At 72.4% G+C, this 26,990-nt stretch carries 27 protein-coding genes and 1 pseudogene; 16 read left to right on the forward strand and 12 right to left on the reverse strand.

From position 1 onward, the window contains the following. The first annotated feature begins 164 nt into the window (after positions 1-164). On the forward strand, positions 165-1,631 hold the full coding sequence (gene yczR, locus PV789_RS11390) for a MocR-like transcription factor YczR (RefSeq protein WP_274977387.1): 1,467 nt from the start codon (positions 165-167) through the stop codon (positions 1,629-1,631). A gap of 134 nt (positions 1,632-1,765) precedes the next feature. On the opposite strand, the gene PV789_RS11395 is transcribed toward yczR, so the two are convergent. Further along, the gene (locus PV789_RS11395) at positions 1,766-2,602 is read right to left on the reverse strand and encodes an alpha/beta hydrolase (protein WP_274977388.1); all 837 of its coding nucleotides are present in this window, start codon (positions 2,600-2,602) and stop codon (positions 1,766-1,768) included. Positions 2,603-2,925: 323 nt separating this feature from the next. On the opposite strand from PV789_RS11395, the gene moaA reads away from it, so the two are divergent. Continuing rightward, the gene (gene moaA / locus PV789_RS11400; RefSeq protein ID WP_248774547.1) at positions 2,926-3,933 is read left to right on the forward strand and encodes a GTP 3',8-cyclase MoaA; all 1,008 of its coding nucleotides are present in this window, start codon (positions 2,926-2,928) and stop codon (positions 3,931-3,933) included. Between the two features lie 248 nt (positions 3,934-4,181). Here moaA and PV789_RS11405 read toward each other — a convergent pair whose 3' ends face one another. Beyond that, entirely contained in the window at positions 4,182-5,354 is a 1,173-nt protein-coding gene (locus PV789_RS11405) for an RNA-guided endonuclease InsQ/TnpB family protein (RefSeq protein ID WP_274977389.1), read from the reverse strand. A gap of 170 nt (positions 5,355-5,524) precedes the next feature. On the opposite strand from PV789_RS11405, the pseudogene PV789_RS11410 reads away from it, so the two are divergent. From PV789_RS11410 to mobA, 3 genes and pseudogenes are all read left to right on the forward strand, one after another. Beyond that, positions 5,525-5,773, forward strand: a pseudogene (locus PV789_RS11410) (RtcB family protein); the annotation flags it as partial. A 91-nt stretch (positions 5,774-5,864) separates the two neighbouring features. Next, positions 5,865-6,305, forward strand: a complete 441-nt coding sequence (locus PV789_RS11415) for a hypothetical protein (protein ID WP_274977390.1) — start codon at positions 5,865-5,867, stop codon at positions 6,303-6,305. Between the two features lie 34 nt (positions 6,306-6,339). Beyond that, entirely contained in the window at positions 6,340-6,939 is a 600-nt protein-coding gene (gene mobA / locus PV789_RS11420; protein ID WP_274977391.1) for a molybdenum cofactor guanylyltransferase, read from the forward strand. A 155-nt stretch (positions 6,940-7,094) separates the two neighbouring features. Here the strand turns inward: mobA and PV789_RS11425 are convergent, their stop codons facing one another. Further along, the gene (locus tag PV789_RS11425; RefSeq protein WP_274977392.1) at positions 7,095-7,304 is read right to left on the reverse strand and encodes a hypothetical protein; all 210 of its coding nucleotides are present in this window, start codon (positions 7,302-7,304) and stop codon (positions 7,095-7,097) included. 546 nt (positions 7,305-7,850) lie between these two features. Between PV789_RS11425 and PV789_RS11430 the strand changes: the two genes are divergently transcribed. After that, a complete protein-coding gene (locus PV789_RS11430; RefSeq protein ID WP_013152455.1) occupies positions 7,851-8,060 on the forward strand; it encodes a dodecin in 210 nt (69 codons plus the stop codon). Between the two features lie 247 nt (positions 8,061-8,307). Here PV789_RS11430 and PV789_RS11435 read toward each other — a convergent pair whose 3' ends face one another. From PV789_RS11435 to PV789_RS11445, 3 genes are all read right to left on the reverse strand, one after another. Continuing rightward, the gene (locus tag PV789_RS11435) at positions 8,308-9,096 is read right to left on the reverse strand and encodes a VldE C-terminal domain-containing protein (protein WP_274977393.1); all 789 of its coding nucleotides are present in this window, start codon (positions 9,094-9,096) and stop codon (positions 8,308-8,310) included. 154 nt (positions 9,097-9,250) lie between these two features. After that, positions 9,251-10,015: a cell wall anchor protein gene (locus PV789_RS11440; protein ID WP_274977394.1), complete on the reverse strand. Its 765-nt coding sequence runs from the start codon at positions 10,013-10,015 to the stop codon at positions 9,251-9,253. A gap of 127 nt (positions 10,016-10,142) precedes the next feature. Further along, on the reverse strand, positions 10,143-11,678 hold the full coding sequence (locus tag PV789_RS11445) for an LCP family protein (RefSeq protein WP_274977395.1): 1,536 nt from the start codon (positions 11,676-11,678) through the stop codon (positions 10,143-10,145). A gap of 494 nt (positions 11,679-12,172) precedes the next feature. On the opposite strand from PV789_RS11445, the gene PV789_RS11450 reads away from it, so the two are divergent. Continuing rightward, positions 12,173-13,081: an Lrp/AsnC family transcriptional regulator gene (locus PV789_RS11450; protein ID WP_274977396.1), complete on the forward strand. Its 909-nt coding sequence runs from the start codon at positions 12,173-12,175 to the stop codon at positions 13,079-13,081. Between the two features lie 267 nt (positions 13,082-13,348). After that, a complete protein-coding gene (locus PV789_RS11455; RefSeq protein WP_274978115.1) occupies positions 13,349-14,077 on the forward strand; it encodes an RraA family protein in 729 nt (242 codons plus the stop codon). A 168-nt stretch (positions 14,078-14,245) separates the two neighbouring features. Here the strand turns inward: PV789_RS11455 and PV789_RS11460 are convergent, their stop codons facing one another. Continuing rightward, on the reverse strand, positions 14,246-14,947 hold the full coding sequence (locus PV789_RS11460; RefSeq protein ID WP_047870336.1) for a FadR/GntR family transcriptional regulator: 702 nt from the start codon (positions 14,945-14,947) through the stop codon (positions 14,246-14,248). A gap of 169 nt (positions 14,948-15,116) precedes the next feature. On the opposite strand from PV789_RS11460, the gene PV789_RS11465 reads away from it, so the two are divergent. Next, positions 15,117-16,403 carry a CynX/NimT family MFS transporter gene (locus tag PV789_RS11465; RefSeq protein ID WP_274977397.1) on the forward strand — a complete coding sequence of 429 codons (1,287 nt, stop codon included), beginning with the start codon at positions 15,117-15,119 and terminating at the stop codon, positions 16,401-16,403. Here PV789_RS11465 and PV789_RS11470 read toward each other — a convergent pair. From PV789_RS11470 to aceA, 4 genes are all read right to left on the reverse strand, one after another. Next, the gene (locus PV789_RS11470) at positions 16,372-17,193 is read right to left on the reverse strand and encodes a CPBP family intramembrane glutamic endopeptidase (protein WP_274977398.1); all 822 of its coding nucleotides are present in this window, start codon (positions 17,191-17,193) and stop codon (positions 16,372-16,374) included. The two genes, PV789_RS11465 and PV789_RS11470, sit on opposite strands and share 32 nt — an antisense overlap. A gap of 126 nt (positions 17,194-17,319) precedes the next feature. Beyond that, on the reverse strand, positions 17,320-17,589 hold the full coding sequence (locus PV789_RS11475; RefSeq protein WP_212640409.1) for a hypothetical protein: 270 nt from the start codon (positions 17,587-17,589) through the stop codon (positions 17,320-17,322). Positions 17,590-17,860: 271 nt separating this feature from the next. After that, a complete protein-coding gene (locus PV789_RS11480; protein WP_274977399.1) occupies positions 17,861-18,202 on the reverse strand; it encodes a DNA primase in 342 nt (113 codons plus the stop codon). Between the two features lie 287 nt (positions 18,203-18,489). Then, entirely contained in the window at positions 18,490-19,788 is a 1,299-nt protein-coding gene (aceA, locus tag PV789_RS11485) for an isocitrate lyase (RefSeq protein WP_274977400.1), read from the reverse strand. A gap of 215 nt (positions 19,789-20,003) precedes the next feature. Here aceA and PV789_RS11490 point away from each other — a divergent pair, with 215 nt between their 5' ends. Then, positions 20,004-21,443 carry a helix-turn-helix domain-containing protein gene (locus PV789_RS11490; protein WP_274977401.1) on the forward strand — a complete coding sequence of 480 codons (1,440 nt, stop codon included), beginning with the start codon at positions 20,004-20,006 and terminating at the stop codon, positions 21,441-21,443. 94 nt (positions 21,444-21,537) lie between these two features. On the opposite strand, the gene PV789_RS11495 is transcribed toward PV789_RS11490, so the two are convergent. Further along, positions 21,538-22,767, reverse strand: coding sequence for an acyl-CoA dehydrogenase family protein (locus PV789_RS11495; RefSeq protein ID WP_274977402.1), 1,230 nt, complete (start codon positions 22,765-22,767; stop codon positions 21,538-21,540). A 251-nt stretch (positions 22,768-23,018) separates the two neighbouring features. Between PV789_RS11495 and PV789_RS11500 the strand changes: the two genes are divergently transcribed. From PV789_RS11500 to PV789_RS11525, 6 genes are all read left to right on the forward strand, one after another. Further along, positions 23,019-23,525: a hypothetical protein gene (locus PV789_RS11500; protein WP_274977403.1), complete on the forward strand. Its 507-nt coding sequence runs from the start codon at positions 23,019-23,021 to the stop codon at positions 23,523-23,525. 418 nt (positions 23,526-23,943) lie between these two features. After that, positions 23,944-24,462, forward strand: a complete 519-nt coding sequence (locus tag PV789_RS11505; RefSeq protein WP_274977404.1) for a hypothetical protein — start codon at positions 23,944-23,946, stop codon at positions 24,460-24,462. 86 nt (positions 24,463-24,548) lie between these two features. Next, positions 24,549-24,830, forward strand: a complete 282-nt coding sequence (locus tag PV789_RS11510) for a hypothetical protein (protein ID WP_475468423.1) — start codon at positions 24,549-24,551, stop codon at positions 24,828-24,830. Between the two features lie 34 nt (positions 24,831-24,864). Then, positions 24,865-25,545: a TetR/AcrR family transcriptional regulator gene (locus PV789_RS11515; protein WP_274977405.1), complete on the forward strand. Its 681-nt coding sequence runs from the start codon at positions 24,865-24,867 to the stop codon at positions 25,543-25,545. Between the two features lie 60 nt (positions 25,546-25,605). Then, on the forward strand, positions 25,606-26,004 hold the full coding sequence (locus PV789_RS11520; protein WP_274977406.1) for a MerR family transcriptional regulator: 399 nt from the start codon (positions 25,606-25,608) through the stop codon (positions 26,002-26,004). Then, positions 26,004-26,981: an aldo/keto reductase gene (locus PV789_RS11525; protein WP_274977407.1), complete on the forward strand. Its 978-nt coding sequence runs from the start codon at positions 26,004-26,006 to the stop codon at positions 26,979-26,981. Before PV789_RS11520 ends, PV789_RS11525 begins: the two co-directional genes overlap by 1 nt. Positions 26,982-26,990: the final 9 nt, after the last annotated feature.

The following is a 26,990-nucleotide window of genomic DNA, read 5'->3' on the forward strand; positions in this document are numbered from 1 at the left end:
GGGGCGTGCGCGGCGCCCGGCCGGACCGTTCGCCGTCCCCCGTGGCTCCCGCGCCGGGCCCGGGTCCAGTAAGGGGGCCACCTGGGTATCGTGGCTGATGTGGCGCCTGGAATGAAGAGCCAATCCGGGTAACTGGCCCTTTCAATGCGGCGGCAGGGGACGGCATGGCGAGACAGAGCGCTCACCGCGCGGCGGAGCGTTCCGGGGGCGGTACCCGGCGGATCAACGGGCGTCTGCTGGCACGCCTCATCGGTGAGGCGCCCGTGGAGCGCCCCTTCTACCTGGCCATCGCCCGCGCCGTCAGCGGACTGGTCCTGGACGGCCGCGTGCCCACCAACACCCGCCTCCCGGCCGAACGCGACCTCGCCGCCGCCCTCGGGGTCAGCCGCAACACCGTCACCGCCGCCTACGCCTGGCTGCGCGACAACCGCTTCCTGGAGAGCAGGCAGGGCGCGGGCAGCTGGACCGTCCTACCCGACTCCGCGACCAGCGAGCCCTCGCCCTTCGTCCCCACCGCCGAGCACATCGACCTGGGGGTGGCCGCGCCCCCGGCGGTGGAGGGGCTGCGCGCCGCCGCGTTCCGGGCCGCCGAACAGCTCGCCGCGCACGTGGGAGGGCTCGGCTACTACCCCTACGGGCTGCCCGAGCTGCGGCACGCCATCGCCCGGCGCTACGTCGAGCGCGGGCTGCCCACCACCCCCGAGCAGATCTTCGTCACCAACGGCGCCCAGCAGGGCGTGGCGCTGGCCGTGGACATGCTCGTGCAGTCCGGCGACGAGGTCCTGGTGGAGTCGCCCACCTACCCGCACGCCCTGGACGCCATCCGGCGGGCCGGGGCCCGGGTGCGCACGGTCGGGGTGACCCCGCAGGGCTGGGACATGGAGTACCTGGTCGACGCGTTCCGCCAGTGGAAACCCCGGCTGGCCTACCTGATCCCCGACTTCCACAACCCCACCGGCGCCCTGATGGACGACGAGGAGCGCCGGGTCCTGGTGCGCGAGGCGCGCCGGGCGGGAACCCACCTGATCGTCGACGAGACCGTCGCCGAACTGGCCATCGACTCCGGCGACCTGCCCGCGCCGGTGGCCGCCCACGACACCGACGGCCGGGTGCTGACGGTGGGGTCGGTGGCCAAGCTGCTGTGGGGCGGCCTGCGGGTGGGGTGGGTGCGCACCACGCCGCCGATGGTGGCCCGGCTGATGGCCGCCCGACAGCGATTCGACCTGGCCGGGGCGGTGCTGGACCAGCTCACCGCCACCCACCTGCTCGCCGACGTGCTGCGCATCCGGGCCGAGCGCAGCCGCCAACTGCGCCGCAACCGCGACGCGCTGCTGCACGCGCTGCGCGAGCGCCTCCCCGACTGGCGGCCCAGCGTGCCCGGGGGCGGGATGGTGCTGTGGGCGACCCTGCCCCACCCCGTGGCCAGCGCGCTGGCCACGGCCGCGATCCGGCACGGGGTGCACCCGGCCGCGGGGCCGGTGTTCGGCGCCGACGGAACCCTGGAACGCTACCTGCGCCTGGCCTACACCCAGCCGCCGGACGTGCTCGTGGACGCCGTGGAGCGCCTGGCCGCCGCCTACACCGAGACCCTGGTCCACCCGGCGCAGCCCCGGGGGCAGCTGTACGTGTGAGGGCACGCCGAGGGGAGGGGAAGGCACGAGGTCCCCTTGTCAACAGCTCACCACGCCCGGCAGCCCCGGCACCACCCCGAACCCGCGCCTGTGGACGAGTCGGCGCCGGGCTGCCGTCCGCTCCGGCGCTCCCCTCAGGCGCCGCCCGCGGGCACGGCGAAGCGCTGGGCGAAGCGGACCACCTCGCCCAGCACCTCGTCCCGGTTGGTCTCGTTGAACACCTCGTGCCGGGCGCCGGGGAAGACCCGCGCGGTGAAGTCCTCGCCCATGATCGCCGTCACACCCACCCGCGTGCCCTCCAGCGGTACCAGCCGGTCGTCGGAGCCGTGCACCCACAGCAGCGGCAGCGGCCCCAAGCTCCCGGCGGCCAGACCCCGCTCGATCTCGGTGAGCATGGCGTTCACCGTGGTGCGCTTGAAGGGCCCGTGCCAGACCAGCTCGTCGGCCACGTACGCCTCGCCCACGGCCGGGTCCCGCGAGAGGACGGACGGGTCGATGGGGGCGTCGGGGATCTCCTCGGCGGCGGCGATCCGCTCCAGGGCCTCCCACCGGCCCAGCACCGGCCCGGACAGCACCAGCGCGCTCACCCGCTCGGGGTGGGTCTGGGCGTAGCGGGAGGCGATGAGCCCGCCCATGGAGTGGCCGATGAGCACGAGCGGCAGCGTCCGGTAGGCGGTGCGCGCCTGGGTGACGAGCCGGTGCACGTCCTCGACCACGCCCGCGTAGTCCTCGATCAGGACCCGCTCGCCGGAGGAGCCCCCGTGTCCGCGGTGGTCGGCGCCGTAGACCACCGCGCCCGCCCGGACCAGGTCCTCGGCCACCGCGTGGTACCTGCCCAGGTGTTCGCCGTAGCCGTGCACCAGCACCGCGAGCCAGGTCGGCTCGCCCTCGGTCGGCGCCCACGCCCGCGCCGCCAGCTTCCCCGAACCGTCCGGTCCGCCCGCCAGGGCCCACTCGCGTGTGGTGATCACCGTGTCCCGCCTCCTCGCCCGAGCCTTCGTCTGCGACGATCGAAGCCGTGTACGACCGTCGGATGGTCACCCTACGGCGGGCCGGGGCCGGTGCGCAGCAGGGCGGAGCGGGTCCGCGCGGCCCGCAGCCCCGGGGGGGAGTGTGGGATCGGCCGATACGCCGACCGGTTTCTCGTGTCAGCCCACGAAAAACGGCATATGTCACGATTGGGACTGCCCGCCGCTTAAAGGGATCTTCTACGCTTATCTATGGGTACCCCTCGGGCCGGGTACACCTCCGTACACGGACCGCCCGACAACCCGGACTGGAGAGGGTGACGCCCGTGCTGGCCGACTCCTACGGACGAGTGGCGACCGACCTGCGGGTCTCGCTCACCGACCGCTGCAACCTCAGGTGCACCTACTGCATGCCACCGGAGGGGTTGGAGTGGTTGCCCAAGCCGGAACTGCTCACCGACGACGAACTCCTGCGCCTCATCCGCATCGGTGTCACCCGCCTCGGCATCACCGAGGTGCGCTTCACCGGCGGAGAACCCCTGCTCCGCCGAGGCCTGCCCGGCCTCGTCGCCGGGACCACCGCGCTGGAGCCCCGCCCCCAGACCGCCCTGACCACCAACGGCATCGGGCTGGCCCGCATGGCCCCCGCCCTCGCCGAGGCCGGGCTCGACCGGGTCAACGTCTCCCTCGACACCCTGCGCCCCGACGTGTTCGAGACCCTCGCCCGCCGCCGCAGGCTCGACGACGTCCTCGACGGCCTGGCGGGCGCCGCGCGGGCCGGGCTCACCCCCGTCAAGGTCAACGCCGTGCTCATGCGCGGAGTCAACGACGACGACGCCCCCGACCTGCTGCGCTTCTGCGTCGAACACGGCTACGAGCTGCGGTTCATCGAGCAGATGCCGCTGGACGCCCAGCACGGCTGGCGGCGCGACACCATGATCACCGCCGAGGAGATCCTCGCCACCCTCGAAACCGAGTTCACCCTCGACCCGGCCGACGCCGACACGCGCGGCAGCGCCCCGGCCGAGCTCTTCCACGTGCGCGGAGCCCGCTTCCCCAACGGGGAGCAGGCCACCGTCGGCGTCATCGGATCGGTCACCCGGCCCTTCTGCGGCGCCTGCGACCGCGTCCGCCTCACCGCCGACGGACAGGTGCGCAACTGCCTGTTCGCCCGCGAGGAGTCCGACCTGCGCTCCCTGCTGCGGGGCGGCGCCACCGACGACGAGATCGCCCGGAGCTGGACCGCCGCGGTGTCCGCCAAACTGCCCGGACACGGCATCAACGACCCCAGCTTCCTCCAGCCCTCCCGGCCGATGTCGGCGATCGGCGGCTGAGCCCCGGTCGGGGCAGGCCACCGGTGCGCCCTGGCGCCGCGCCCGCCCCGGCCGAAAACCCGTTGCCTCCTCCGGTCGGCTCTGGCTTGATGTTCCGGGGGCGCGACCGCGTACGCGCCCCGTACGAACGACCCCACAGGCCGTGCCGGGAAAGGGAGGTGGCGTCAGCTTCCCGGCTCTAAAGGGCCGAGCTTGCGGTTGAACGCCTGACTGGCTGTCAGGAACATCCACCGCGTCTGACCCGCGAACTATGTGTTCGCGGGTGGGACGTGTGACTGCCGCCCCGCGTTCCATGCGTCCTGGCCCCGCCGGGCCAGGACGCGGGAAGCGTTCCGGTCGGCGTGCGCGACGACGCCGCATGACCGGCAAGTGAATAAAGCCTGGGAGACCCGGTTGGCCTTATCGGTGTATGAGCATTCGGCGCATTCGCGGGAGGAGTACGCCGCCTGCACGAACACCAGCGGGACACCGGCTCGCCTGGCCTTGTAGGCGATGAATCCCGCGAGTTGGGCGAAGGCCCAGGAGTGCAACGCGGCCCGTTGGGGCTTTGCCTGCCGTACCCTCTGCCGGATCCCTGTGAGGTCTTCCAGGGAGATCCCGCGCGAGGTGCGTTCAGCCTCGGCCACGATGCGTTTGGAGATGACGTGGTTGATGTCCTTGGAACGGCGCTGCTCCTTGCGGCGCTGTTTCTTCAGTAGCCGTTTGGCGCTCTTGGTGCCTTTGGCCTGTAGCTTCTGGCGTAGTCTTCGCTGGCGTCTACGGTATCGGGTGAGTTGGCGGCCGGCCATGACCTGGCCGTCGGAGGTGGTGGCGATGTTGGCGATGCCCATGTCCACTCCTACGAACCCATCAGGCTCGTACTCCGGAGGATCGGGCACGTTCACCGTCACCATCAGGTACCAGACGCCCTCACGACGCAGCAGGTCGGACTCGCCGCGCTTGTGTTCGGCCAGCACCTTGGCCGCGTCGGCGGAACAGATGAAGGCAACGTCCTTCAACCGGCCTTGGAGGGTCCACAGCGACACTGTCCGGGCGTCCAGGGCCACAGACAGGTTCCGTTGGTCGTAGGTCTGGGCGGCGTCAAGTCGGAAAGTGATCAGTGTGGACACGGCCCTGCGCCACCGCTCCGAGCCTTCTCTGCCGTAGTTCCCGGCCGCGAGGTTGGCGTGGAACGTGGTGTAGGCGTCGGCGACCTTCTTCACGACATGCTGGGCGGCTTGGGATCCGATCCCCGCCGCCCGCACATCCTTGTACGCCAGTCTGCGCAGGGCGTAGTTGCGGTACACGCCTTGTGCACGGGCGCTCTGTGACACCAGGTTGGCTTGGGTGTTGACAGCGTGCAGGGTCTGCTCGAGCACCGTCGCCTGTTGGGGCGAGGGCGCGAGTTTGAGCTGAACCACGATCGTCGACACGTCCACCATCGTGTACCGGACCGGTGACAGAACGAGACTGAAAGCGCTCTAATGTGGCTCCCGTCACCGTCAACTCAGTGTGGTCAGCACTGCAATTCTTCCCGGAGTCCAGGTCCCAGGGGTTCCATGCTGAGACAAAGGTGGACGGGGCCTGCATGTACTGATTACCGAGGATTTCAGGCGATCCGGCCTCGTTCAACTCCGCCTCGCACGGCGCCGGGCGGCGGATGAGTCGCAACAAGGCCCGCAGGACCTTCACCGAGGCCGACCTGGTCGAGCAGACCAGGGGAGTGGAGTGCCGCAAGGACCGGGGCGTCGTGGACGAGATCCCCGCCGCCTACAAGGACCTGGAGTCGGTGATCGAGGCCCAGACCGACCTGGTCGAGGTGGTCGCCCACCTGCGCCAGGTGGTGTGCGTCAAGGGCTGAGGCGGTGCGCGGGACCGGCCCCCGAGGCGCCCGCTCCCGGAGCGCTCCGTCCGTGCGGACGGAGCCCCGGGAGCGGCGTACCCTTCCCTGCATGGGACACCGACACCCGAGCAAACTCAAGAACTCCGAGGTGAGCCACGCCCGCGCCCGCTGGCTGCTGCGGGCGGAACTGGACGGCTGCGACGAGTGCCGCCGGGAGGGGGACCGCGAGGCCCTGGCCGACCTCGCCACCGGCGGCGTGTTCGACTCGCTCCTCACCGGGTTCGTGCTGTCCCGCACCCAGCACTGGTACTCCCCGAGCAGGCCGGTCACGTACCCGGCCACGGTGTACCGCATCGCCCCCGTCGACGAGCGCGACTTCTGGCGCCAGCCCACCCAGCACTGCATGCGGGTGTGCACGGTGCGCGGCCCGGCGGAGGGCACCAGCGTGGACACCGTCCCCGCGCTCAAGGAGCTGCGGCTGATGTCGATGGACCACCGCCGGACCGTCCTGGACGACGTGATGGACGGGCTCGCCGAGACGGAGGGGTGAGCGCGCCGCCGACGCCGTGGGCCATGCTGGAGGCATGAACGAGACCCTGGACGCCGTCGTCCTCGCCGGGGGCGCGGCCCGCCGCATGGGCGGCGCCGACAAGCCCGGCCTGTCCGTGGCCGGACGCACCCTGCTGGAGCGGGTCACCGACGCCGTCCGCGCCCACAACGCCGGGGCGGGGGACGGCGGACGGGTGATCGTGGTCGGCCCGCCCCGCGAGAGCCCGTGCGCGCTCTACGTCCGCGAGGACCCGCCCGGCTCCGGCCCCGTGCCCGCGCTGCGCGCCGGTCTGCCGCACGTGCGCACCCCCCGGTTCGCGCTGCTGGCCGCCGACCTGCCCCACCTGGACCCCGGACACCTGGCCGCCCTGTGCGCCGCCGCCGACCGGGACGCCGACGGCGCGGGCGCGGTGTTCGCGGACTCGACCGGACGCGAGCAGTGGCTCACCGGGGTGTGGCGCACCGGGGCCGTGCGCGCCGCCCTCGCCGACTACCGGGGGCGCTCCCTGTACGGGCTGCTCGGCCCCCTCGCCCCCCGCGCGGTGGCCCTGGCCGACGACCTGGCCGTGGCCGACTGCGACACCCCCGACGACCTCGACCGCGCCCGCCGGATCCTGGAGCCGCCGACCGGCTGAGGGCAGCACCGGGTCGCGCGGGCAGCCGGTGTAGCGCGGTCCTGCGGGGCGGGGCGGGCGCGGTCTCCGGCGGTCCCGCCCGGCAGGCGACCCGCCGCGGAGGCTTCCGCCGGGCCCGGTCCCGGAAGGCCCGGACGACGGGTACCGGCGGCCGGTCAGCCCTCGAACTCGTCCATGGGGACGGTCTCGCGCAGGAATCCCCGCATGTCCAGGAAGGAGGACAGGTACTCGCGGTGCTCGTCGCAGGCCGTCCACACCTTGCGCCGGTCGGGGGTGTGCAGCTTGGGGTTGTTCCACACCAGCGCCCACGTCGCCTCGGCGCGGCACCCGCGCCGCGAGCACTGCGCCTCCGCCGGTTTACCCAATGCTGACCCCCAAGCCGGGAAACTGCCTCCATGGTCAAGCCAGGGGCACGTTCGGGTCTTCGCCTCCGGCCGCCCGCACGGGCGGCCCGGGGCCGGACACAAGGCGACGCCGGGTGGTTACGGGGGCAAACCACCCGGCGTCGCAGGCGATGCTCCAACGGGGGCTCGGAACACCGCTCCCGCGCTCCGACGGGGGACCGAAGCGCTAGGACCCAATGTACACCGATGCCCCCCGGTGTACGTCAAGAGTCAGTTACGACGTTGTCTCGGGAGAGTCCCGCCGATAAGAGGCCTTAAGTCCCATATCGGTACTCACCTGGCTTTTCGCCTATAACTCCTGGCTCGCGGAGCGCGGCCACGGGTCAAGCCGGTCCCAACGGCGTCCCCCGGGAGCCCCCGCCGACGGCAAAGCGCCCGGCCCCCGCACGTCGGCGCGAGGGCGGATGCGCCGGGAGGGCTCCGTGTGGCTCCAGGGGATTAAGGGGAGGCAGGAAGCGGGGGGTCGCGCTCCGCGCGGCCGAGAACCGACCACCCAGGGGGTCCCGCATGTCCCACAACACCTACCGCGTCACGGAGATCGTCGGCACTTCGCCGCAGGGAATCGACCAGGCCATCCGCAACGGCATCGACCGGGCCTCGGCCACGCTGCGCGGACTCGACTGGTTCGAGGTCACCGAGATACGCGGCCACATCGAGGAGGGCGACGTCGCCCACTTCCAGGTCGGCCTCAAGGTGGGCTTCCGCCTGGAGGAATGAGGACGGGCGGCCGCGGTCACGGCCCGTGTCCGCCGTGACCGCGGCCGCCTCACCCCCGTGCCCGCAGCGGTCCCCCCGGTCGTCTGTCCCCGCGGCCGCTCCCGTGCCCGTACCCGCACGCCCCGTCGTGGCCCCGGCTGCCTTCCCCAGCGCCCGCCGCGGCTCTCCGGCCGTCGTCACTCCGTACGCCCTCCCGCCCGCGCCGTCGCGTGCGACCCGTGGACGGAGGAGGCCGGACCCGGCCTCCTCACCCGCCCTCGGGGGCCTCCTGGCCGCGCTGCACGTCCACGTGCACGTGGTCCAGGTGGCGCAGGATCTCGTTGTCGGGGTCGGCCTCGTAGTCGCGCCACCCCAGCGACGGGAAGCTCGTGCTCCAGATCCGGTCGTCGAAGATGATCACGTCGATCTCGTAGTCGGGCGCGTGCGCGATCAGCCAGTGCGCCATCACCCACCCCGCGCGGCGGTTGTCCTCGTTGACCGGCCGGTAGAAGACGTCGATCGCGCGGCCGTCGTAGTGCGCCGAGTCGTCGCCGTGGCCGGTGTCGAAGCCGCCCGGCTCGTAACCGCCCAGGCTCAGGCCGGAGAAGTGCTCCTCCATGCCCTCCAGCAGGCGCTGGGCGCGCGGCTTCAGGCCCGAGGGCTCCAGCCCCTCCTCCACCGCGAGGTCCGGGTTCTTGGTGGAACGGCAGGTCAGCGACGGCCCGGCGTCCTCCTCCGGCCCCTGCTCCAGCAGCGTCATCACCGTCTCGGGGATGTCGCTCGTGTCGGGCGCCCCGATCGGGGCGCTGTCGCCCTGCACGGCGACGGCGGCCGCGGTGGTCGCCCGCCGGGCCTGGTCCCGGTCCAGGCGGACGTGCACCTCGCCCGTCCACACCGAGCACTCCGGCCCCCAGGGCGTCGAGGAGGGGAACAGGTCGGTGTTGCGCGCCACCCAGCGCGCGCTCACGACGGCGACGACGGCCAGCACCAACAGAACTGCCACGGCCATGAGCACGCCGGTCCACCGGCGTTCGGGCCGCGAGCTGCTGTGTGTCATGCCCCGCTCCTCCGTGTTCGTGCCGGGCGGTGCCGTCACCGCCCGGCGCGTTTTCAGAGAGACAACTCCCGGGAGGACCTCCGGGTTTCCGGAACCGCGGACATTTTCCCCCTGCCGGGGCGGCTCTACCGCCCCCGGAGGCCGTCGCCGCGGGTCACCGGATCGACCACAGGACGAACAGTCCGCCCAGGACCAGGGTCAGCGCCCAGATCCGGTCCATGGTCACACCGCGCCAGCGCAGCGCGTGCACCCCCAGGAAGTCGTGCGCGAGCAGCGCCGCGACCCCCGCCGCGCCCAGCATCGCCAGCGTGTGCACGCCGGTCGCGGCCAGGCCGACCAGCGTCGCGTCCCAGAGGGTCCAGGCCCCCTCGGCCACCGCGCCGCCCGCCGCCTCCGCGCCGGCGCCTCCGGCCACCCCTGCCGCCGGGCCCTCCGCTCCGCCGTCCGGGGCCGCGTCCTCCGCCGCGGCCCCCTCCGCTGCGGCGCCGTGTCCGCCGTGTCCGCCGGAGTGCGTGTGCGCGAGCTGCCCCGCCAGTACCGGCAGCACCATCAGCCCCGCGCCGTGCGCCGACGACATCAGGAACGACCACGCCGACAGCTGCCACAGCGGCAGCCGCACCTCGCGCCACTGGAAGTGCCGGTGCGACAGCAGCATCATCAGCCCCACCAGAACGATCAGCGTGCCGCCCGCCACCGGGAAGAGCACCGAAGCGGTGACCGAGCCGGTCGCGGTGACGGCCACGGCCGCCACCGCCACGCTCGCGGCGTGCCCGGCGGCGATGGCGGGCAGCGACCGCAGCACTTCCGCGCGACCGCCCTCCTGGAGGCCGCGGCTCACGGCCAGCAGCCAGCCCATGCCCGGGTGCAGGCCGTGGAAGGCGCCCAACGCGACGAGGGTCCAGATCTGCGCGGGGGTCACCGCGTCAGGGTCACACGGCGGTGAGCGGCCCGCAACGGTCCGCGTTCTTCTGACCGACACCGGTCACGCGGGGTTGCGCGCGGCCCCCGCGGGGGAGCGGGGGCCGCGCACCGGGTTCAGCGCCCGGTCAGGGGCACAGGGCCTCCAGGTTGCTGGGCTCCTCGCCCACCTGGCGGCCCGGCTCCTCGGGCTCCTCCTCGTCGAGGCCCGTGTACTCCTGCCACTCGGTCAGCCCGTCGTCCTCCGTGGGCTCGGCCGGCTCCGAGGGCGCGGCGGACTCCTCCGCGGAGGGGGCGCCGGAGGGTTCGGCTGCCACGTCGTCGCCCTCGGTCCCGCTGTCGGCGATGGCCTCGGCGACCAGGGCCTTGACCTGCTCCCAGTCCGGGTTGGCCGTGTTGACCTGGGGCGGCGACAACTGGAACGTGCTCATGCTCCCGGTGTCGGTGACCCTGTCGGCCAGCTCGACGAACGCGGGCACCTTGGCCTGGGGGATGTCCGTGCTCAGGGTGCGCTCGGTGGCGCCCGCGAGCCTGCGGTAGCTCGTCAGGACGGTCATCGGGTCGACCTGCTCGGCCACGTACTTGATCAGGCAGCCCTGGCGGCCCATCCGGCCGTAGTCGTCGCTGTTGGTCCGCGAGCGGCCGTACCAGAGCGCGTCGTGGCCGTCGAGGCGGCGCAGGCCCGGCTCCAGCACCCCGCCGTGCACGCCGTAGGGGATGGGCTCCTCGATGAGCACCTCCACACCGCCGATCGCGTCGATCAGGTCGCGGAAGCCCATCATGTCGACCATCGCGTAGTAGCCGATCTCCAGGTCGAGGTTGTACCCGATGACCTTCTTGAGGGTGTCGGCGGAGGGGTCGGCCGCGTCCGGGTTGAGCGCCAGCTCCTCGGGCTCCTCGGCCACCGTCTGGTACACGTCGTTGAGCAGCAGGTCGAAGCCGTAGGGCTCGGGGTAGCGCTCGGCCAGGGCGCTGTCCTCGGGGAAGTGCACGTTCTCCAGGTTGCGCGGCAGTCCCACCAGCACGGTGTCGCCGGTCGCGGTGTCCATGGTGGCCACCATCATGCTGTCGGTGCGCACCCCGTAGCGGTTGTCCGCCGAGTCCGAGCCGATCAGCAGCACGTTGACCCGCTCCTGGCCGTTCCACGGGTCGGCCTCGTCGTGCGGGGGCAGGAGGGGGTCCTCCTCGGCGTGGAAGACGCTGTTCAGCGTCTGGTAGGCCGTGTAGCCGCCGTGCAGGGCCAGCGCCGAGGGCGCCGCGACGGTCAGGCACAGCAGCAGCACCACGGCCGCGCCGAGCACCCGCGAGTTCCGGGGCGCCCCCGCGGGCCGGGTGATCACCCACGAGTGCACGATCACCGTCAGCCACAGCACCGCCACGACGAACACCACGCCCATGGCTCCCAGCAGCCACTGGTCCTGGAGTGCCATGGTGGCCAGCCGCGCCATGGTGTTCGCCTCGTCGGCGCCCAGCCGCCACGCCCACACGAGCAGACCCACGATTCCGGCCAGGTAGACCCCCAGGATCACGGCGCCCGCGACCCTGCGGCGCATCCGCAGGTGGGCCAGCCCGGGAAGGGGAACCGACGCCGCGGTCCACAGCAGCGCCCGGCCCGTACCCGGGCGCGCGGGCGCCTCGTCCCGCTGATCGTCCTCCGCTGTCACCGGTGGTTCCTCTCCAGCCGCGGGGCGGACCGCCCCGTTGTCTTCGCCGTTCCCGCCGCGGTCGTCGTGCGGTGCCACGCCGCGGGCACGGACTCGTGTCCGAAACCTCTGATATGTACACGCCGGAGAAGGGTCATCCGATTCCCCTACGGGCCTACCCGTGCTTTTCGGACGTACCGTGCGGGCCGTCCTCCTCCGGGCGTGGAGAGCCCGCGGGGTGCGTGTGCGGGCCCGACAGTTCTCAGTGTGGCGCTTTGCGCGGGTTTGTGTGCACCGCTACTCAGTCATGAGGGATGTTCTATACAAGTCTGTTATGTGTCTCGCACGCGGCGGATGGGGCGTTGGTCGGCCCCTCCCGCGCCGCCAAAGGTGGAGATCAACCGATTTCTTTGGCGATCAGTAGTGCGAGCACGCCGTAGCTGCGATGATCTGGCCGCAGGAGGGGGCGTCGTCCGGGGGAAGGGCGGCGTCATGGGAACGAAAGGCAAGCCATCGTGCTCGATGCGGTTGACACCGCGCTCATGCGCGCGCTGCAAGGGGACGGCCGAGCGACGTTCCAGGCACTGGCCGACGGGGTCGGTCTGTCGAGGACCGCGGTACGCGCCAGAGTGCGCCAGCTCGTGCAGTCCGGGGCGATCAGGATCGTCGGGGTGCTGCACGCCGGGGTCGTGGGAATGGAGGTCCTCAGCCACGTGTCGTTCCGCGTCAGCGGCTCCGTGGGGCCGATGCTGGACGCGCTGGGGGAGAGGGAGGCGGTGACCTTCGCCGCGCACTCGGCCGGGCGGTTCCCGGCCGTGGCGCAGGTGCGGGTCGCCGACGACGCGGCCCTGACCAAGGAGCTCTCGGAGCTGCGCGCGCTGCCCGGGGTGGACGGCGCGGAGGTCTTCCGCGCGAACTCGGTGTTCAAGGACGCCCACAGCAGCGTCCGGGAGCTGCGCGACATCGAACTGGACGCCCTGGACTGGCGCCTGGTGCGGCAGCTGCTCAGGGACGGCAGGTCCTCCTACGCGGACCTGGCCCGCCAGGTGGGGCTGTCGCAGGCCGCGGCCCGTTCGCGGGTGGTGCGGCTGCTCGACTCCGGCGTGGTGCACGTGACCGCGCTGGTGGAGCCCACGGCGGTGGGGGCCAACGAGCGGCTGGGCTTCGGCCTGCGCTGCCGGGGCGACGCCGAACTGCTGGGGGCCGCGCTGGCGAACATGCCCAGGATCTCCTTCCTGGCCAGCGGTTTCGGGCGCTACGACGTCATCGGCACCCTCACCGCGCCCGACCGTTGCCAGCTGGTGGAGGCCCTGGAGGGGGTGCGCGCCACTCCGGGGGTCGGCTACGTGGAGTCCTGGGACCACCTGTCGGTGCGCAAGGAGCGCAAGGGGGGCGACCGCCCGCTGGAGTGGGTGGCGCCCTAGTAGGGGTCGGTGATCCGCGGCGCGACGGACGGAGAGGAGCGCGCCGCGGACCGGCGGTCCCCGGCGGCGGGCACGCTGGGTAGGCGCGGGCGGCCTCTTCCGTCCGTATCTGTAACCAGCGGTAGCATTTTTACGTGTTTCCGGCGTGCATGGCTTGCGTCACGCTTAAGTTACCGGTGAGTATGGGAAGGGGTCGGTCCGTACCGGCCGCACCGGGCGCGGGTGTAGTGGGAGGCTGACGTGGCACTGGCGGATACGTTGACGGCCTTGGGCACGGTGGCGCTCGCGCGGTGCGGCGGCCGGCCGTTCGGGACGCACCTGTTCTCCGTCTGGCCGGGGGCCGCCTTCGCGGCGACCGCCTTCCCGGTCCGCTGCACGCCGGGGGACAACCTCGCCATCCACGTCGCCGTGGCCCAGGCCCCGCCCGGCTCCGCCCTGGTGGTGGACGTGGCGGGGGAGGCCGAGTACGGCTACGTCGACGAGATCCTCGCCGTGGCCGCCAGCACCCGCGGGGTCGCGGGCATCGTCCTGGACGGCTGCGTCCGCGACATCGCGGCCATCGCCCGGTGCGCGCTGCCGGTCTTCGGGGCCGGGGTCGCGGTCCGCGAGGCCGCGCACGAGGCGGGCGGCTCGGTGGGCCGCCAGATCAGCATGACGCCGGGCGGCCCCGCGCCCCTGCCGGTGCGCCGGGGCGACTGGATCGTCGCCGACGACGACGGCGTGGTGTGCCTGCCCCGGGGGCAGGTCGGTTCCATCATCGCCGCGACCGTGGACAGCGTCTCGCGCGAACGCGAGATCATCGACGCCGTCTACGCGGGGGAGAGCACCCTGGACCTGCTCGGCCTGGACCCCTCTCGGGTCGCGGGCTGGGAGGACCGCTCCGAGCACCGCTCGCGGCGCTCCGGGCGCCCGCGGACCCTGGGTGCCCTGCGCGACACCGCCGCGCGCGGCGCCGAGGGCCATTCTGCGGCCCGTTCGCGGGTCTGGCCGCGCTAGGCCGCGGGCGACCCGCGGGAGTGAGCCGTGGGCCCTCTCGGCGGCGGTCCGGGCGGGCCCCTCGGCGGCGGGTCGGACCCGGCGCGTGCGCACCGGCCCGGAAGCGTATGCGAACGCTCCCAGGCCTTCGGGGCGCCGCTCGGCCGGACCGGGTCCGACGCGGGCTGCTCAGTCCTCGGTGAACGAGAGCAGCTCGTCGATGTAGCAGGTGGCCTCCCGCGCGGCCCCGGCCGCGTCGGCGTCGCGGATCGCCTCGGTCAGCTTGGAGTGGTCCACGCCGTCGGTGGCCGAGGAGGGCCGGTCGGTCGCCTCGGCGCCCTGCTCGTAGGCCGTGTGCGCGATGCTCGCGTACACCACCTGCGCGATGTCGTCGTACAGGTCGATGAGCAGGGTGTTGTGGGTGGCGTTGACCACCGCGCGGTGGAACGTGAAGTCCGCCTCCACGAACGCTCCCATGTCGCGCTCGCGCCAGGCGGCCTCGCGCAGCGCCATGGCGCGGTCGATGTCGGCCATGTCCTCGTCGCTGTGGCGCAGCGCGGCCAGCCGGGCCGCCTCCACCTCCAGCGCGCGGCGCACCTCCAGGTTCTCCCGCAGCCGGGAGCGCTCCAGACGGCGCCGCAGGGCGCCGCCGAGTTCGCTGGAGGCCCGCACGAAGGTGCCCGCCCCCTGGCGGATCTCCAGCAGCCCGGCGTGGGCCAGGGCGCGCACCGCCTCGCGGACGGTGTTGCGGCCCACCTCAAGCTGGTCGGAGAGCTCCGACTCGGTGGGGATGCGGTCGCCCACACCCCACTCGCCCGAGTCGATCTGTGCTCGTAACTGACTGATGACCTGGTCGACGAGACCGGTCCGGCGTGTCGAGGCGAGGGGCACGCGTATACCTCCTAGGGGCGGGTCGCCGGATGACTGGGCCAGCGCACAGGTACGGAACGGTTAAGGCCGGAGCTTAGACCAGTTAACGTCGGGAATTGGCTTTGAACGGTAATGCGTTATCCTCATGAAGTACATCGGGTCATCCTATGAATTTCTGCGAGTCGCCTCCATGAGCGCCGGACCAGCCCCCCGCACACCCGTGACGAGCGGCCCCGCCGCAGGCCGGACCGCCCCGAGCCGTCCCCCGCGCGCGGCACTGCTGCTGCTCGCCGCCGGGATCGCCCTGGCGGCCCTGAACCTGCGCACCGCCATCACCAGCGTCGGCCCCGTGCTCGACGAGGTGACCGCCGGGCTGGGCATGACCGCCGTCGGCGCGGGGATCCTCACCACCCTGCCCGTGCTGTGCTTCGCGCTCTTCGGCGGCCTGACCCCCGTCCTGGGGCGCCGCCTGGGCGAGCACCACCTGCTGGTCTACGCGCTCGTCGCCCTCACCGTCGGCCTCGCCGCCCGCGCCGCGGCCCCCGAGCCGTGGATGTTCCTGGCCCTGAGCGTGGTGGCCCTGTCCGGCGGCGCGGTCGGCAACGTCATCCTGCCCGCCCTGGTCAAGGAGCACTTCCCCGACCGCGTGGGCCTCATGACAACCGTGTACACCACCGGCCTCGCGCTGGGCACCACCATCGCCGCCGCGGCCACCGTGCCCCTGGAGCAGTCCACCGGCGAGTGGCGCGCGGCGCTGGGCGCCTACGCGCTCTTCGGCGTCGTGGCCGCCGTCCCCTGGCTGCTGGTGCTGCGCCACGAGCCCGCGCGCGGCGACGCCTCCCAGGCACTGGGCTTCAACCAGGTGCTGCGCACCGGCCTGGGCTGGCAGTCCGTCCTCTACTTCGGCACCCAGTCCTCGGTCGCCTACATCATGTTCGGCTGGTACGCGCAGATGCTGCGCGACCAGGGCATGGACGCCCAGACCGCGGGCCTGGCGCTGTCCTACCTCACCGTCCTGGGCATCCCCATGTCCCTGGTGCTGCCCACGCTGCTGACCCGGGCCAGCGACCAGCGCCCCTTCGTGCTGGCCTTCTCCGCCGCCTACCTCGCGGGGGTGGCCGGGCTGTGGTTCGCCCCGCTGTCCGGCGTGTGGGCCTGGACCACGCTCGTGGGGATCGGCATGGGCAGCTTCGTCTTCGCCCTGACCGCCTTCGCGCTGCGCACCCGCACCGGGGCGGGGACGGCGGCGCTCTCGGCCGTCAGCCAGAGCCTGGGCTACCTCATGGGCGGTGCGGGACCCTTCCTGTTCGGACTGCTGCGCGAGGTCAGCGGCGGCTGGCACGCGCCCCTGCTCCTGCTGGCGGCGCTGGTCGTGGTCAACCTGGCCACGGGCCTGTTCCTGGGCCGCCCCCGCTACCTGGAGGACGCCATCGCCGCCCGCGGCCTCACGAGGGCAGCCAGTCCAGACGGCCGATGAGGTAGACCGAGCCGACGAAGGCCACGACGTCGATGACCGTGTGCGCCACCACCAGGGGCATCACACGTCCGTAGCGCAGGTAGAACCAGCCGAAGACCAGTCCCATCACCAGGTTGCCGAAGAACATCCCAACGCCCTGGTAGAGGTGGTAGAAGGCGCGCAGCACCGAGCTGGCCAACACCGCCTTCCACGGCGTCCACCCCAGCTGCCCCAGCCGGTGCAGCAGGTAGCCGACCACGATCACCTCCTCCAGGATCCCGTTCTTGGCCGCCTGGAGCACCAGGACGGGCACGTCCCACCAGTTCCCGGCCAGGGTGCTGGGCCTGATCGTGACCGTCAGCCCCAGCTGCCAGGAGACCACGTACAGCGCCAGGCCGCTGAAGCCGATCAGCGCGGCCAGCAGGGCTCCGGCGCCCAGGTCGAAGCCGGGACGGCGCACGTCGAAGCCGATCGTGGCCGAGGAGTCGCCCGAGCGGCGCAGGAGGTAGGCCACCAGCAGAACCGGGACCAGGGCGCTGGCCAGCGCGAACAGCTGCCACGACAGGTCCAGCCAGGGGCGCTCCTGGTCCGCGCGGGGGCGCACCAGGCTGGCGGTCTGCTCGGCCAGGGACTGGGGCTCGGTGAGCACGCCCAGGAAGGAGATGGTCGCCGAGACCGCCGCGGCGCCCAGGGACAGGGCGAGCACGCACAGGATCTCCCAGCGCAGCAGGCCGCGCTCGACGGGGACGGAGGGGGCGGGCGGCGCCCCGGAGGGCAGTCCGGCGTCCGGGGTGTGGGTCTTGTCGGTCACGCGTTGCAATGTACGCGCTGTCGGCGGGGGCCGGTGACCTGGGGGAGCGGGGCGGGCCGAGGGCGCACCGGGGCGCGGCCCGAGGGCCCGCCCCGGTCCGGGCGGCCGTGCCGGCGCCGGGGGCGGTCAGTCGGTGTCGTTGTTCTCCATGTCGCCCTCGCCGCCGTTGTCCTCGTTCCCGCCGTCGTCGTCCTCGCCCCCGTCCTGGTTGTTCTCCTGGCCGCCGTCGTCCTCGTCGCCCTGGTCGTCGCCCGGGGTGTCCACGGTCGGGGCGTCGGCCCCCTCGGGGTCCTCGCAGGCCGCGACGCCGAACACGGCCACGGCGGCGATCGCCGAGCCCGCCAGCGCCCGGCGCAGGGCGGTCATGGTCTGCCTGCTGATGTCCTCGAAGCTCATCGCTGACTCCCTCGGGTCGCGGCTGGTGCCGGGGGGCCGCCCGGTTCCGGGCGGCGGGCACGAGCCGGGTGTTATCCGTCCGTGACCCACACTAGGCGTGCTCCGTGTCCGTGGCCAGGAAAGCGCGGAGAGTGACGGGCTGCGGTGTGTCGGGGCCGCGCCGTCCGGCGGACGGGGGAGGGGGCGGACGCGCGGGGGAGGAGGGGGAGGCCGACCCGCGCCGCCGCCCGGGACGTGCCCGGCGGCGGCAGCGGGTCAGCGGGGCGCGGGCTCAGTCCTCGCCGTCGTCGCCGCCGTCATCGTCTCCGTCATCACCGCCGTCGTCGTCCCCGCCGTCGTCGTCCCCGCCGTCGTCGTCCCCGCCGTCGTCGTCCCCGCCGTCGTCGTCCCCGCCGTCGTCGTCCCCGCCGTCGTCGTCCCCGTCATCGCCGTCGTCGTCTCCACCGTCATCGTTGCCGCCGTCGTCCCCGTCGTCGCCCTGTTCGACGTCCACGTTCGGCATGAGGTCGTCGCAGGCCGCGGTGCCCAGGACCACGACGGTGGCCAGGGCGCCCACGGCGAGCACCCGGCGCAGTGCGGCCAGGGCGGTGAGGAGCGGTTCGAACATCTTCAAGCCCAACCTCCGGATCTGCGGGCGGGCCGCGGGGGCGCGGCCCCGTGCAGCGGCCAGCCTAGGGCCCGGCCGCGCGGGCGGGCAGGGCGCCCCCGTCCCTCCGGGGGCCGGACCCGCGCCCGGGGCGGCCGGGGGCGGATGCGGCGGACGCCGCGCACGGGACGAGCCGCCGGCCATGCGCGTGTGACACGGAGCGCGCATGGCCGACGGCTAGGGGGCGGAGGCCGCCCGCCCCGCCCCAGCCACGAAAGCGGGGAGGGACGGCCTCCTGGGAACGAAGACCAGTGTCAGTGAGCCGCTGAGAACTGGTCTTCCTCGGTGGAGCCGGTGAGAGCCGTGGTGCTGGCCTCGGGGGAGATGGTCGTGCTGATGGAGTCGAAGTAGCCGGTGCCGACCTCGCGCTGGTGGCGGGTGGCGGTGTAGCCCCGCGACTCGGCCGCGAACTCGGCCTCCTGGAGCTCGACGTACGAGGTCATCCCGTTCTGGGCGTAGCCCTTGGCGAGGTCGAACATCGAGTAGTTGAGCGAGTGGAAGCCCGCCAGGGTGATGAACTGGAACTTGTAGCCCATGTGGCCCAGTTCGCGCTGGAACTTGGCGATGGTCGCGTCGTCCAGGTGGCGCTTCCAGTTGAAGGACGGCGAGCAGTTGTAGGCCAGCATCTGGTCCGGGTACTCGGCCTTGATCCGCTCGGCGAAGTCGCGGGCCACCTCCAGGTCCGGGGTGGCGGTCTCCATCCACAGCAGGTCCGAGTGCGGGGCGTAGGCCAGGCCGCGCGCCACGCAGGCCTCGACGCCGTTGCGGAAGCGGTAGAAGCCCTCGGCGGTGCGCTCGCCCGTGATGAAGGGCTGGTCGCGCTCGTCGACGTCGCTGGTGATCAGGGTCGCGGCCTGGGCGTCGGTCCGCGCGATGACCAGGGACGGGACGCCGGCGACGTCCGCGGCCAGGCGGGCGGCGTTGAGCGTCTTGACGTGCTGCCCGGTGGGGATGAGGACCTTGCCGCCCAGGTGGCCGCACTTCTTCTCGGAGGCCAGCTGGTCCTCCCAGTGCACGCCCGCCGCGCCGGAGGCGATCATGCCCCGCATCAGCTCGTAGGCGTTGAGGACGCCGCCGAACCCGGCCTCGGCGTCGGCCACGATCGGCGCGAGCCACTCGGGCGCGCTGTCGTCGCCCTCGGCCCAGGTGATCTGGTCGGCGCGCATCAGCGCGTTGTTGATGCGGCGGACCACGGCCGGGACCGAGTCGGCCGGGTACAGGCTCTGGTCGGGGTAGGTGTTGCCCGAGAGGTTGGCGTCGGCCGCGACCTGCCAGCCGGAGAGGTAGATGGCCTTCAGCCCGGCGCGGACCTGCTGGACCGCCTGGTTGCCGGTGAGGGCGCCGAGGCTGTTGACGTAGTCCTCGGTGTGGAGCAGGTCCCACAGGCGCTCGGCGCCGCGGCGGGCCAGGGTGTGCTCCTCGGTGACCGAACCGCGGAGCTTGACCACGTCGTCGGCGGAGTAGGTGCGCTCGATACCGGCCCACCGGGGGTTGGTCTCCCAGTCGCGCTGGAGTTCGGCGCTGGCTTCCTGTCGTCGAGCGCTGGTGCCCATGTTCGATCCCGCCTTACGTGTAGTCCCCAAGTGTTCGCACCGGTCGAGAAGGCCGGGTCAGAGCCAGGGGGTGAGCCCTGAGCGGTAAGTTCCCCGCCGGTAACTAGATTCTTGGGCAACTTCCGAGGCTTTTCCATCGGAAATCTTGCGAAGATCGACGTTTCTTTCCGTACTATGAAGCCATGGCGTACTTTGGTGCTGAAGAAATACCGTCTTTGACGGGTGACCTGGATCTCGTCACCTTTGGTCAGCGGCTCCGCCACCTGCGGCGGGCGCGCGGCCTCACCCTCTCCGACCTGGGCGAACGCGTCGGCCGGGCCCCCTCCCAGCTCTCCCTGCTGGAGAACGGCAAGCGCGAGCCCAAGCTCTCCCTCCTCACCTCCCTGGCATCGGCGCTGGGCGTCTCGGTGGAGGAACTGCTGTCCAAGCAGCCCCCGAGCCGCCGCGCGCAGCTGGAGATCGCGGTCGAGGAGGCCCAGCGCGACACCCTCTACCAGGACCTGAACCTGCCGCACCTGAGGATCGGCAAGCGGGTCCCCAACGACGTGCTCGAACACATCGTGGGCCTGTACGGGGAGCTCCGGCGGCGCAGCGCCAAGCCGACGGCCACCCCCGAGGAGGCACGCCGGGCCAACGCCGACCTGCGCCGCCAGATGCGCGAGCGCGGCAACTACTTCGAGCACATCGAGAAGGCGGCGGCCCAGACCCTCGACGCCGTCAACTACACCGCGGGCGCCCTGTCCCAGGGGCAGATCCTGGCCATCGCCACCCACCACGGGTTCTCCCTCAAGTACGTGCAGGACCTGCCCCGCTCGGTGCGCTCCCTCACCGACCACGTCAACCGGCGCATCTACCTCAAGCGCGAGACCACGCTGGGCATGCACAGCCCGCGCACGATCCTGCTCCAGACCCTGGGCCACGTCGTGCTGGGCCACGGCAGGCCGCGCGACTTCGGCGACTTCCTGCGCCAGCGGGTGGAGGCCAACTACTTCGCCGCCGCCGTCCTCATCCCCGAGACCACCGCGGTGCGCTACCTCCAGGAGGCCAAGCAGGCCCGCGACCTGTCGGTGGAGGACCTGCGCGACGTGTACTCGGTCTCCTACGAGATGGCCGCGCACCGGTTCACCAACCTGGCCCACCGCCACCTGGACCTGGTCTGCCACTTCATCCGCAACGACGAGACCGGCATCATCTACAAGGCCTACGAGAACGACGGCCTCGTCTTCCCCACCGACGACACCGGGGCCATCGAGGGCCAGCGCATGTGCCGCCAGTGGTCGGGGCGCCAGGTCTTCGCCTCACCGGACCGCTACTCGATCTACTACCAGTACACGGACAAGCCCAACGGCACCCACTGGTGCGTGGCGCACGTGGACCCCAGCCGCGAGCGCAACTTCGCCATCACCCTGGGCGTGCCCTACAAGGAGTCGCGCTGGTTCCGCGGGCGCGAGACCACCAACCGCACCAAGTCCAACTGCCCCAGCGGCGAGTGCTGCGTGCACCCGCCCGCGGACCTGGCCGCGCGCTGGGAGGGCAACGTGTGGCCCTCGGCCCGCGCGCACTCCCACGTGCTCTCGGCGCTGCCCTCGGGGAGCTTCCCGGGCGTGGACGAGCACGACGTCTACACCTTCCTGGAGAAGCACAGCGTCGACTGAGCGGCGGGCCCGGCGGGGCAGGCGAAGGAGGGGGGTCGGCGCGCGCCGACCCCCCTCCTTCGCGCGTGCCGGAGCACGGCGGCACACCGGTGCGTCAGCGCACCGGCAAGCCGGTGACGGCGCGGCCGATGATGAGCTTCTGGATCTCGCTGGCGCCCTCGAAGATCGTGAAGATGGTGGCGTCGCGGTGCCAGCGCTCCACGGGGTACTCCCTGGTGTAGCCGTTGCCGCCCAGGATGCGCACCGCGTTCTGGGTGACGAACGTGGCGGTCTCGCTCGCGTAGAGCTTGCTCATCGAGCCCTGCGCGCTGTCGAAGTCCTTGTCGTTGCGCGCCATCCACGCCGCGCGCCACACCAGCAGGCGGGCCGCGTCGATGCGGGTGGCCATCTCGGCCAGGGCGAAGGCCACGCCCTGGTTCTCGCCGATCGGGCGGCCGAACTGCTCGCGCTGGGTGGAGTAGTCGCGGGCGTACTCGTAGGCGGCTCGGGCGCAGCCCACCGCCATCGCGCCGACCGTGGGGCGGGAGGCCTCGAAGGTCTTCATCGCGGCCTGGCCCTTGGACCCCCTGCCCTCGCGGGCGCGGGCCAGGCGCTCGTCGAGCTTCTCCTTGCCGCCCAGCAGGCACGAGCCGGGCACGCGCACGTCGTCCAGGACCACCTCGGCGGTGTGCGAGGCGCGGATGCCGTGCTTGGCGAACTTCTGCCCCTGGCTCAGCCCCGGCGTGTTCGGCGGCACGATGAACGTGGCCTGCCCGCGCGAGCCGAGTTCGGGCTCCACCGAGGCGACCACGACGTGGATGTCGGCGATACCGCCGTTGGTCGCCCAGGTCTTGGTGCCGTTGAGCACCCACTCGTCCTTGGCCCGGTCGTGGACGGCGCGGGTCCGGATGGCCGAGACGTCGCTGCCCGCGTCGGGCTCGGAGGAGCAGAACGCGGCGAGGCGGATGTCGTCGGGGGTGCCGAACATCTGCGGCGTCCACTCGAAGAGCTGCTCCTGGGTGCCGTTGGCGGCGACGGACACCGCGGCCAGGCCGGTGCCGGTGATGGCCAGGGCGATGCCCGGGTCGCCCCAGTACAGCTCCTCGAAGGCCACGGGGATGCCGACGCCGCTGGGCTCCAGCCACTGGTCGGCGAAGAAGTCGAGGGAGTACAGGCCGATCTTGGCGGCCTCCTGGATGATCGGCCAGGGGGTCTCCTCCCGCTCGTCCCACTCGGCGGCGGCGGGGCGGATGACGTCGGCGGCGAACCCGTGGGTCCAGTCCCGGACCTCGCGGACGTCCTCGCTCAGTTCCAGGCTGAAGCCGGGCGCGGTGGCCTCGCTCATGCGCTCACATCCTTTGTCGGGGCCCTCCGGGGGAGGGGCCAGTATGTGTTACTAACGGTAACAGTTGGCTTCGCCTGCCACAACGCCGTGCCCGGGCACGGGGCGCCCCGCGCACCCGCCGGGTCCTGACGGCGACCGGTGGCGCATCGGCCCCGCGGCCCCGCCCCCTCCGGGGCGCACCGGAGCGTGACCGGGCGGTTCCGGCGGCCGAAACCCCTGTACCGGCGGGGTTCGCGGCCTAAACTGGGGGCATGGGCCTACCCTCCCCCCGGGTTCGAGTTCCTTCCACGCCCCCTCGGACGGCCTCCGTCCGCCTCCTCCTCGCGCTCCCCCTGCTCCTGTGCCCGGGCGCCTCCTGCCTCCCCTCCGCCGACGACGAGCCCCCGGCCTCCGCGTCGCCCTCCGCCCCGGCCTCCCCGAGCGCCCCGCCCTCCGCGTCCGCCGGCCTTCCCACCCTGGCGGACCTGCCGGAGGAGGGCAGGGATCTCGCCTCCTGTGAGGACGGGCAGTGCCGGGTCACCGTCGAACCCGGTGACCGAATCCCGGTTCCGGAGGAGGCGGGCGCCACGGAGATCGTGATCGGGTCGATCGCCGGGGGAGAGGTGACCTTGCAGCAGAACCGCTCCGATGGCGGCTCGACCACGATCACGCTGAAGGAGGCCGGTCAGGGCAGCGGCATGCTCGCGGACGGGAACAGGTTCACCCTGGCCTTCCCCGAGATCGGCGACGGAGAGGCCGTCATGCAGGTCGACGTCTGACCTCCGCCTCGCCCGCTGGAACGCCTGCGCCCCCCACCCTGCCTGCGCCTGCCCGCGCCGACGCCTGGCCGGGGTCTCCTGCTGTCCTCACCGCTTCCGCCGCACCCTCGGCGGCAACGGCTGTGCGGGGGAGTACCCCGTGGAGCGCTGGCACCGCGACACGGCGATCTTCGGGGCGGCGGTCCATGGGAGGAGTTCCCGGGAGCGATCGCCCCTTCGTATTCCCCCGGGCCACCGGTCCGCGCTCTGTGAGGGCTTGGTGCCGTTGGACCCCGGTGGGGCCTTCACTTGCCTTCGGTGTTGGGAGAACCCTTAAGGTTCTTAAGTGGCAACACGGTATTCGGGTTTAACTTGTCTTAACCGTGTCTCTTGGGTCAAGGTTAAGTAAGGTGCTGTAGAAACCCGTCTGGAGGGCTACATGATCCGCATTCGACTGAGCGCGCGTAACTACCAGGTGAACGAACATCCCTTCCTCTCGCGTCAGCTGATCGGCTGGGACCCCACGATGTCCGAGCAGGAGATCTACGACGCGGGTCGCGGTTGGTGGCGGCTGTCCGAGCGGGCCGAGGCTGAAAGTTACGCTGTTCTCGTTGGCGGTGACGTTATTCGTCAGGTCATCGAGATCGACGAGTGGGCCCTCTCCGATTCCGCGGATCGACGCGCCTTCAACGGAACCGTTCTGAAACCCGGCCACCCCCTGCACGACAGGCTCGTCGGTCAGCCTGACCCCATGCCTTCCGGAAGTCGCAACCCTGTCGCCTACTTCGAGGACCAGGCCGACCTCACGCCCTGTCGGTGTGGGTGCGGCGAACTCACACGCCGGGACTGGGTCCAGGGCCACGACCAGATCGCCATCCACCGGATCATCAAGTCCGACTTTGATGGATCGGTCCGCAAGTTCGTCGAATGGTGGGAAGAGAACGGACCGAAGGCCTAGGGCTGACGGGTCTCGTTCCCAAGCGCGGAATCAACAGGGGACGGACGGAGTCGGCGGCTGCCAGTAGGGACCGAACGGAGCCCGAGGTGTACTGCCAGGGAGACGCCGATGGGGCGGGACGGGATCGTGGGGCCGACTGGTGCGGATCGGCCCGCACGGGCCCCAGCGCCATCTCCGGCCGCCCCGCCCTCCTGGGCCGCATCACCGTCCGCGTGGACGAGGTGCCCCGGATCGGTGAGGCCCACGTGGTGATGGGACACCTGGAGGCGGTCGACGGCCGCAAGATCACCACCGCCAGCGCCCTCCACGACGGCGCGGGCCGCCTCCTGGCCCTCGCGCGGGCCACCTGGATCGCGCTCCGGGCCTGATCCGGGGCTGCGCGAGCCGCTACCGTGAACCCTTGTGGCACTCGAACGCGCGCGGCCGACCGCGCTGACCGACAGCAGTGACGCCTCCGGCGCGCCCGCGCCGGAGGCCCCGGCCGCCCCGCGCGGGGGGCGGGGCGCGCGCGGGCGCGACCCCGAGCGGCGCCGCGCCATCCTGGACGCGGCCGACCGGGTGATCCAGCGCGACGGCCCGGACGCGTCGATGGTGGTCATCGCGGCCGAGGCCGGGATCAGCAAGCCGATCCTGTACCGGCACTTCGGGGACAAGGGCGGCCTGTACCGGGCGCTCGCCCGGCGCCACGTGGACCCGCTCATCGAGCGCATCCGCGAGGAGCTGCACCAGCACACCGGGTTCGAGGTCCGGGCCCGCGCCACGGTCGGCGCCTACCTGTCGATGATCTCCCAGAACCTCAACCTCTACCGGTTCCTGATGGACCGGGCCACCTCCGAGGACTCCCGGACCCGCGGCGACCTGGGCATGATGGTCCGCCGCCTGGGCGAGGAACTCGCCGACCAGCTCGTCGCCGAAGGGCGCGTCGGCGACCGCCCGCGCTCCCAGATCGTCGCGCACGCCGTCGTGGGCATGGTGCAGGCGGCGGGGGAGTGGTGGCTGGAGCACCCCGAGGTCGGGGAGGAGGAGATCATCGACGACCTCACCGCCGCGGTGGTCGGCGCGATCCGCGCCAGCGAGACCTAGACGGCTTTTTCCCCTTCTCCCTTGACCTGGAGTGCGCTCCAGGTCCCATGCTTGCTGTCCATGAGGGACTACTACACGCCGGGCCAGGTCGCGCAGCGCTTCGACCTCACCCTGGACACCCTGCGCTACTACGAGAAGGCGGGGCTGCTGCGCCGGGTCGAGCGCTCCCCCAGCGGGCACCGCCGCTACCGGGCCGACGACGTCGAACTGCTGGACATGATCCGGTGCCTGCGCGAGACCGACATGCCCATCGTCCGGCTGCGCGAGTTCGCCGAACTCATCCGCGAGGGCGAGCACACCGTTCCCGACCGCCTGGACCTGCTCCAGGGCCACCAGGAGCGGTTGGACGAGCGCATGGAGGAGATGCGCCGGTGCCAGGCGGTGATCCAGCACAAGATCGACTACTACCGCGGCGTCCTCGCGGCCCGCGCCCCCGAACCCCTCAAGGAGACCTCCTGATGCGTTACACCACCATCGGCGACCGCCGCGTCAGCGCCCTGTGCCTGGGGGCGATGAAGTTCGGCAGCGAGACCGACGACGCCACCTCCGCCGCGCTGCTCGACCGCTTCGTGGCGGCCGGGGGCACCTTCGTGGACACCGCCGACTGCTACCAGTTCTGGGTGGAGGGCTTCGAGGGACACGAGAGCGAGACCTTCCTGGGCCGGTGGCGGCGCGAGCGCGGCGTCACCGACGAGGTGGTCATCGCCACCAAGCTCGGCGCGCAGCCCACCGTGCCCGGCACCGGGATGGAGACCAAGGAGGGGCTGTCGGCGCGGGCCGTGGCGACGGCCGCCGAGCGCAGCCGCGAGCGCCTGGGGACGGACCGCCTGGACGTGCTCTACGCCCACAACGAGGACCCCGGGACCCCGCTCCCGGAGACCCTGGAGGCCTTCGCCGCGCTGGTCGACGAGGGCGCCGTCTCCCACCTGGGGCTGAGCAACCACCGCGCCTGGAAGCTGGAGAGGGCCCGCGCCGTCACCGAGGCCCGGGGCTGGCCGCGCCCCCGGGTGCTCCAGTACCGGTACAGCTACCTCCAGCCCCGCCTCGACGTGCCGCTGCGGTCCGCGGGCCACATGCACGCCACGCCCGAACTCCTGGACTTCGTCCGCGCCGAGACCGCCGAGGGCCGCGACTACACGCTGGTCGCCTACACCTCCCTGCTGTGGGGCGCCTACACCCGGCCGGAGAAGGCCGCCGATCTGGACCGGGCCTACGACCACCCGGGGACCCCCGCCCGCCTGGCCGTCCTGGACGAGGTCGCCCGCGAGACCGGCGCCACCCGCAACCAGGTCGTGCTCGCCTGGCTGATGGGCGGCGACCCGAAGGTGGTGCCGCTGGTGGGCGTGAGCTCCCTGGAACAGCTGGACGAGGCGATCGAGGCCACCGACCTGGTGCTCAGCGACGAGCAGTGGAGGCGCATGGCCGAGGCGGGGTAGCTCGGCGGC

It is taken from the genome of Nocardiopsis camelliae (genome assembly GCF_028993595.1).
Lineage (GTDB): Bacteria > Actinomycetota > Actinomycetes > Streptosporangiales > Streptosporangiaceae > Nocardiopsis > Nocardiopsis dassonvillei.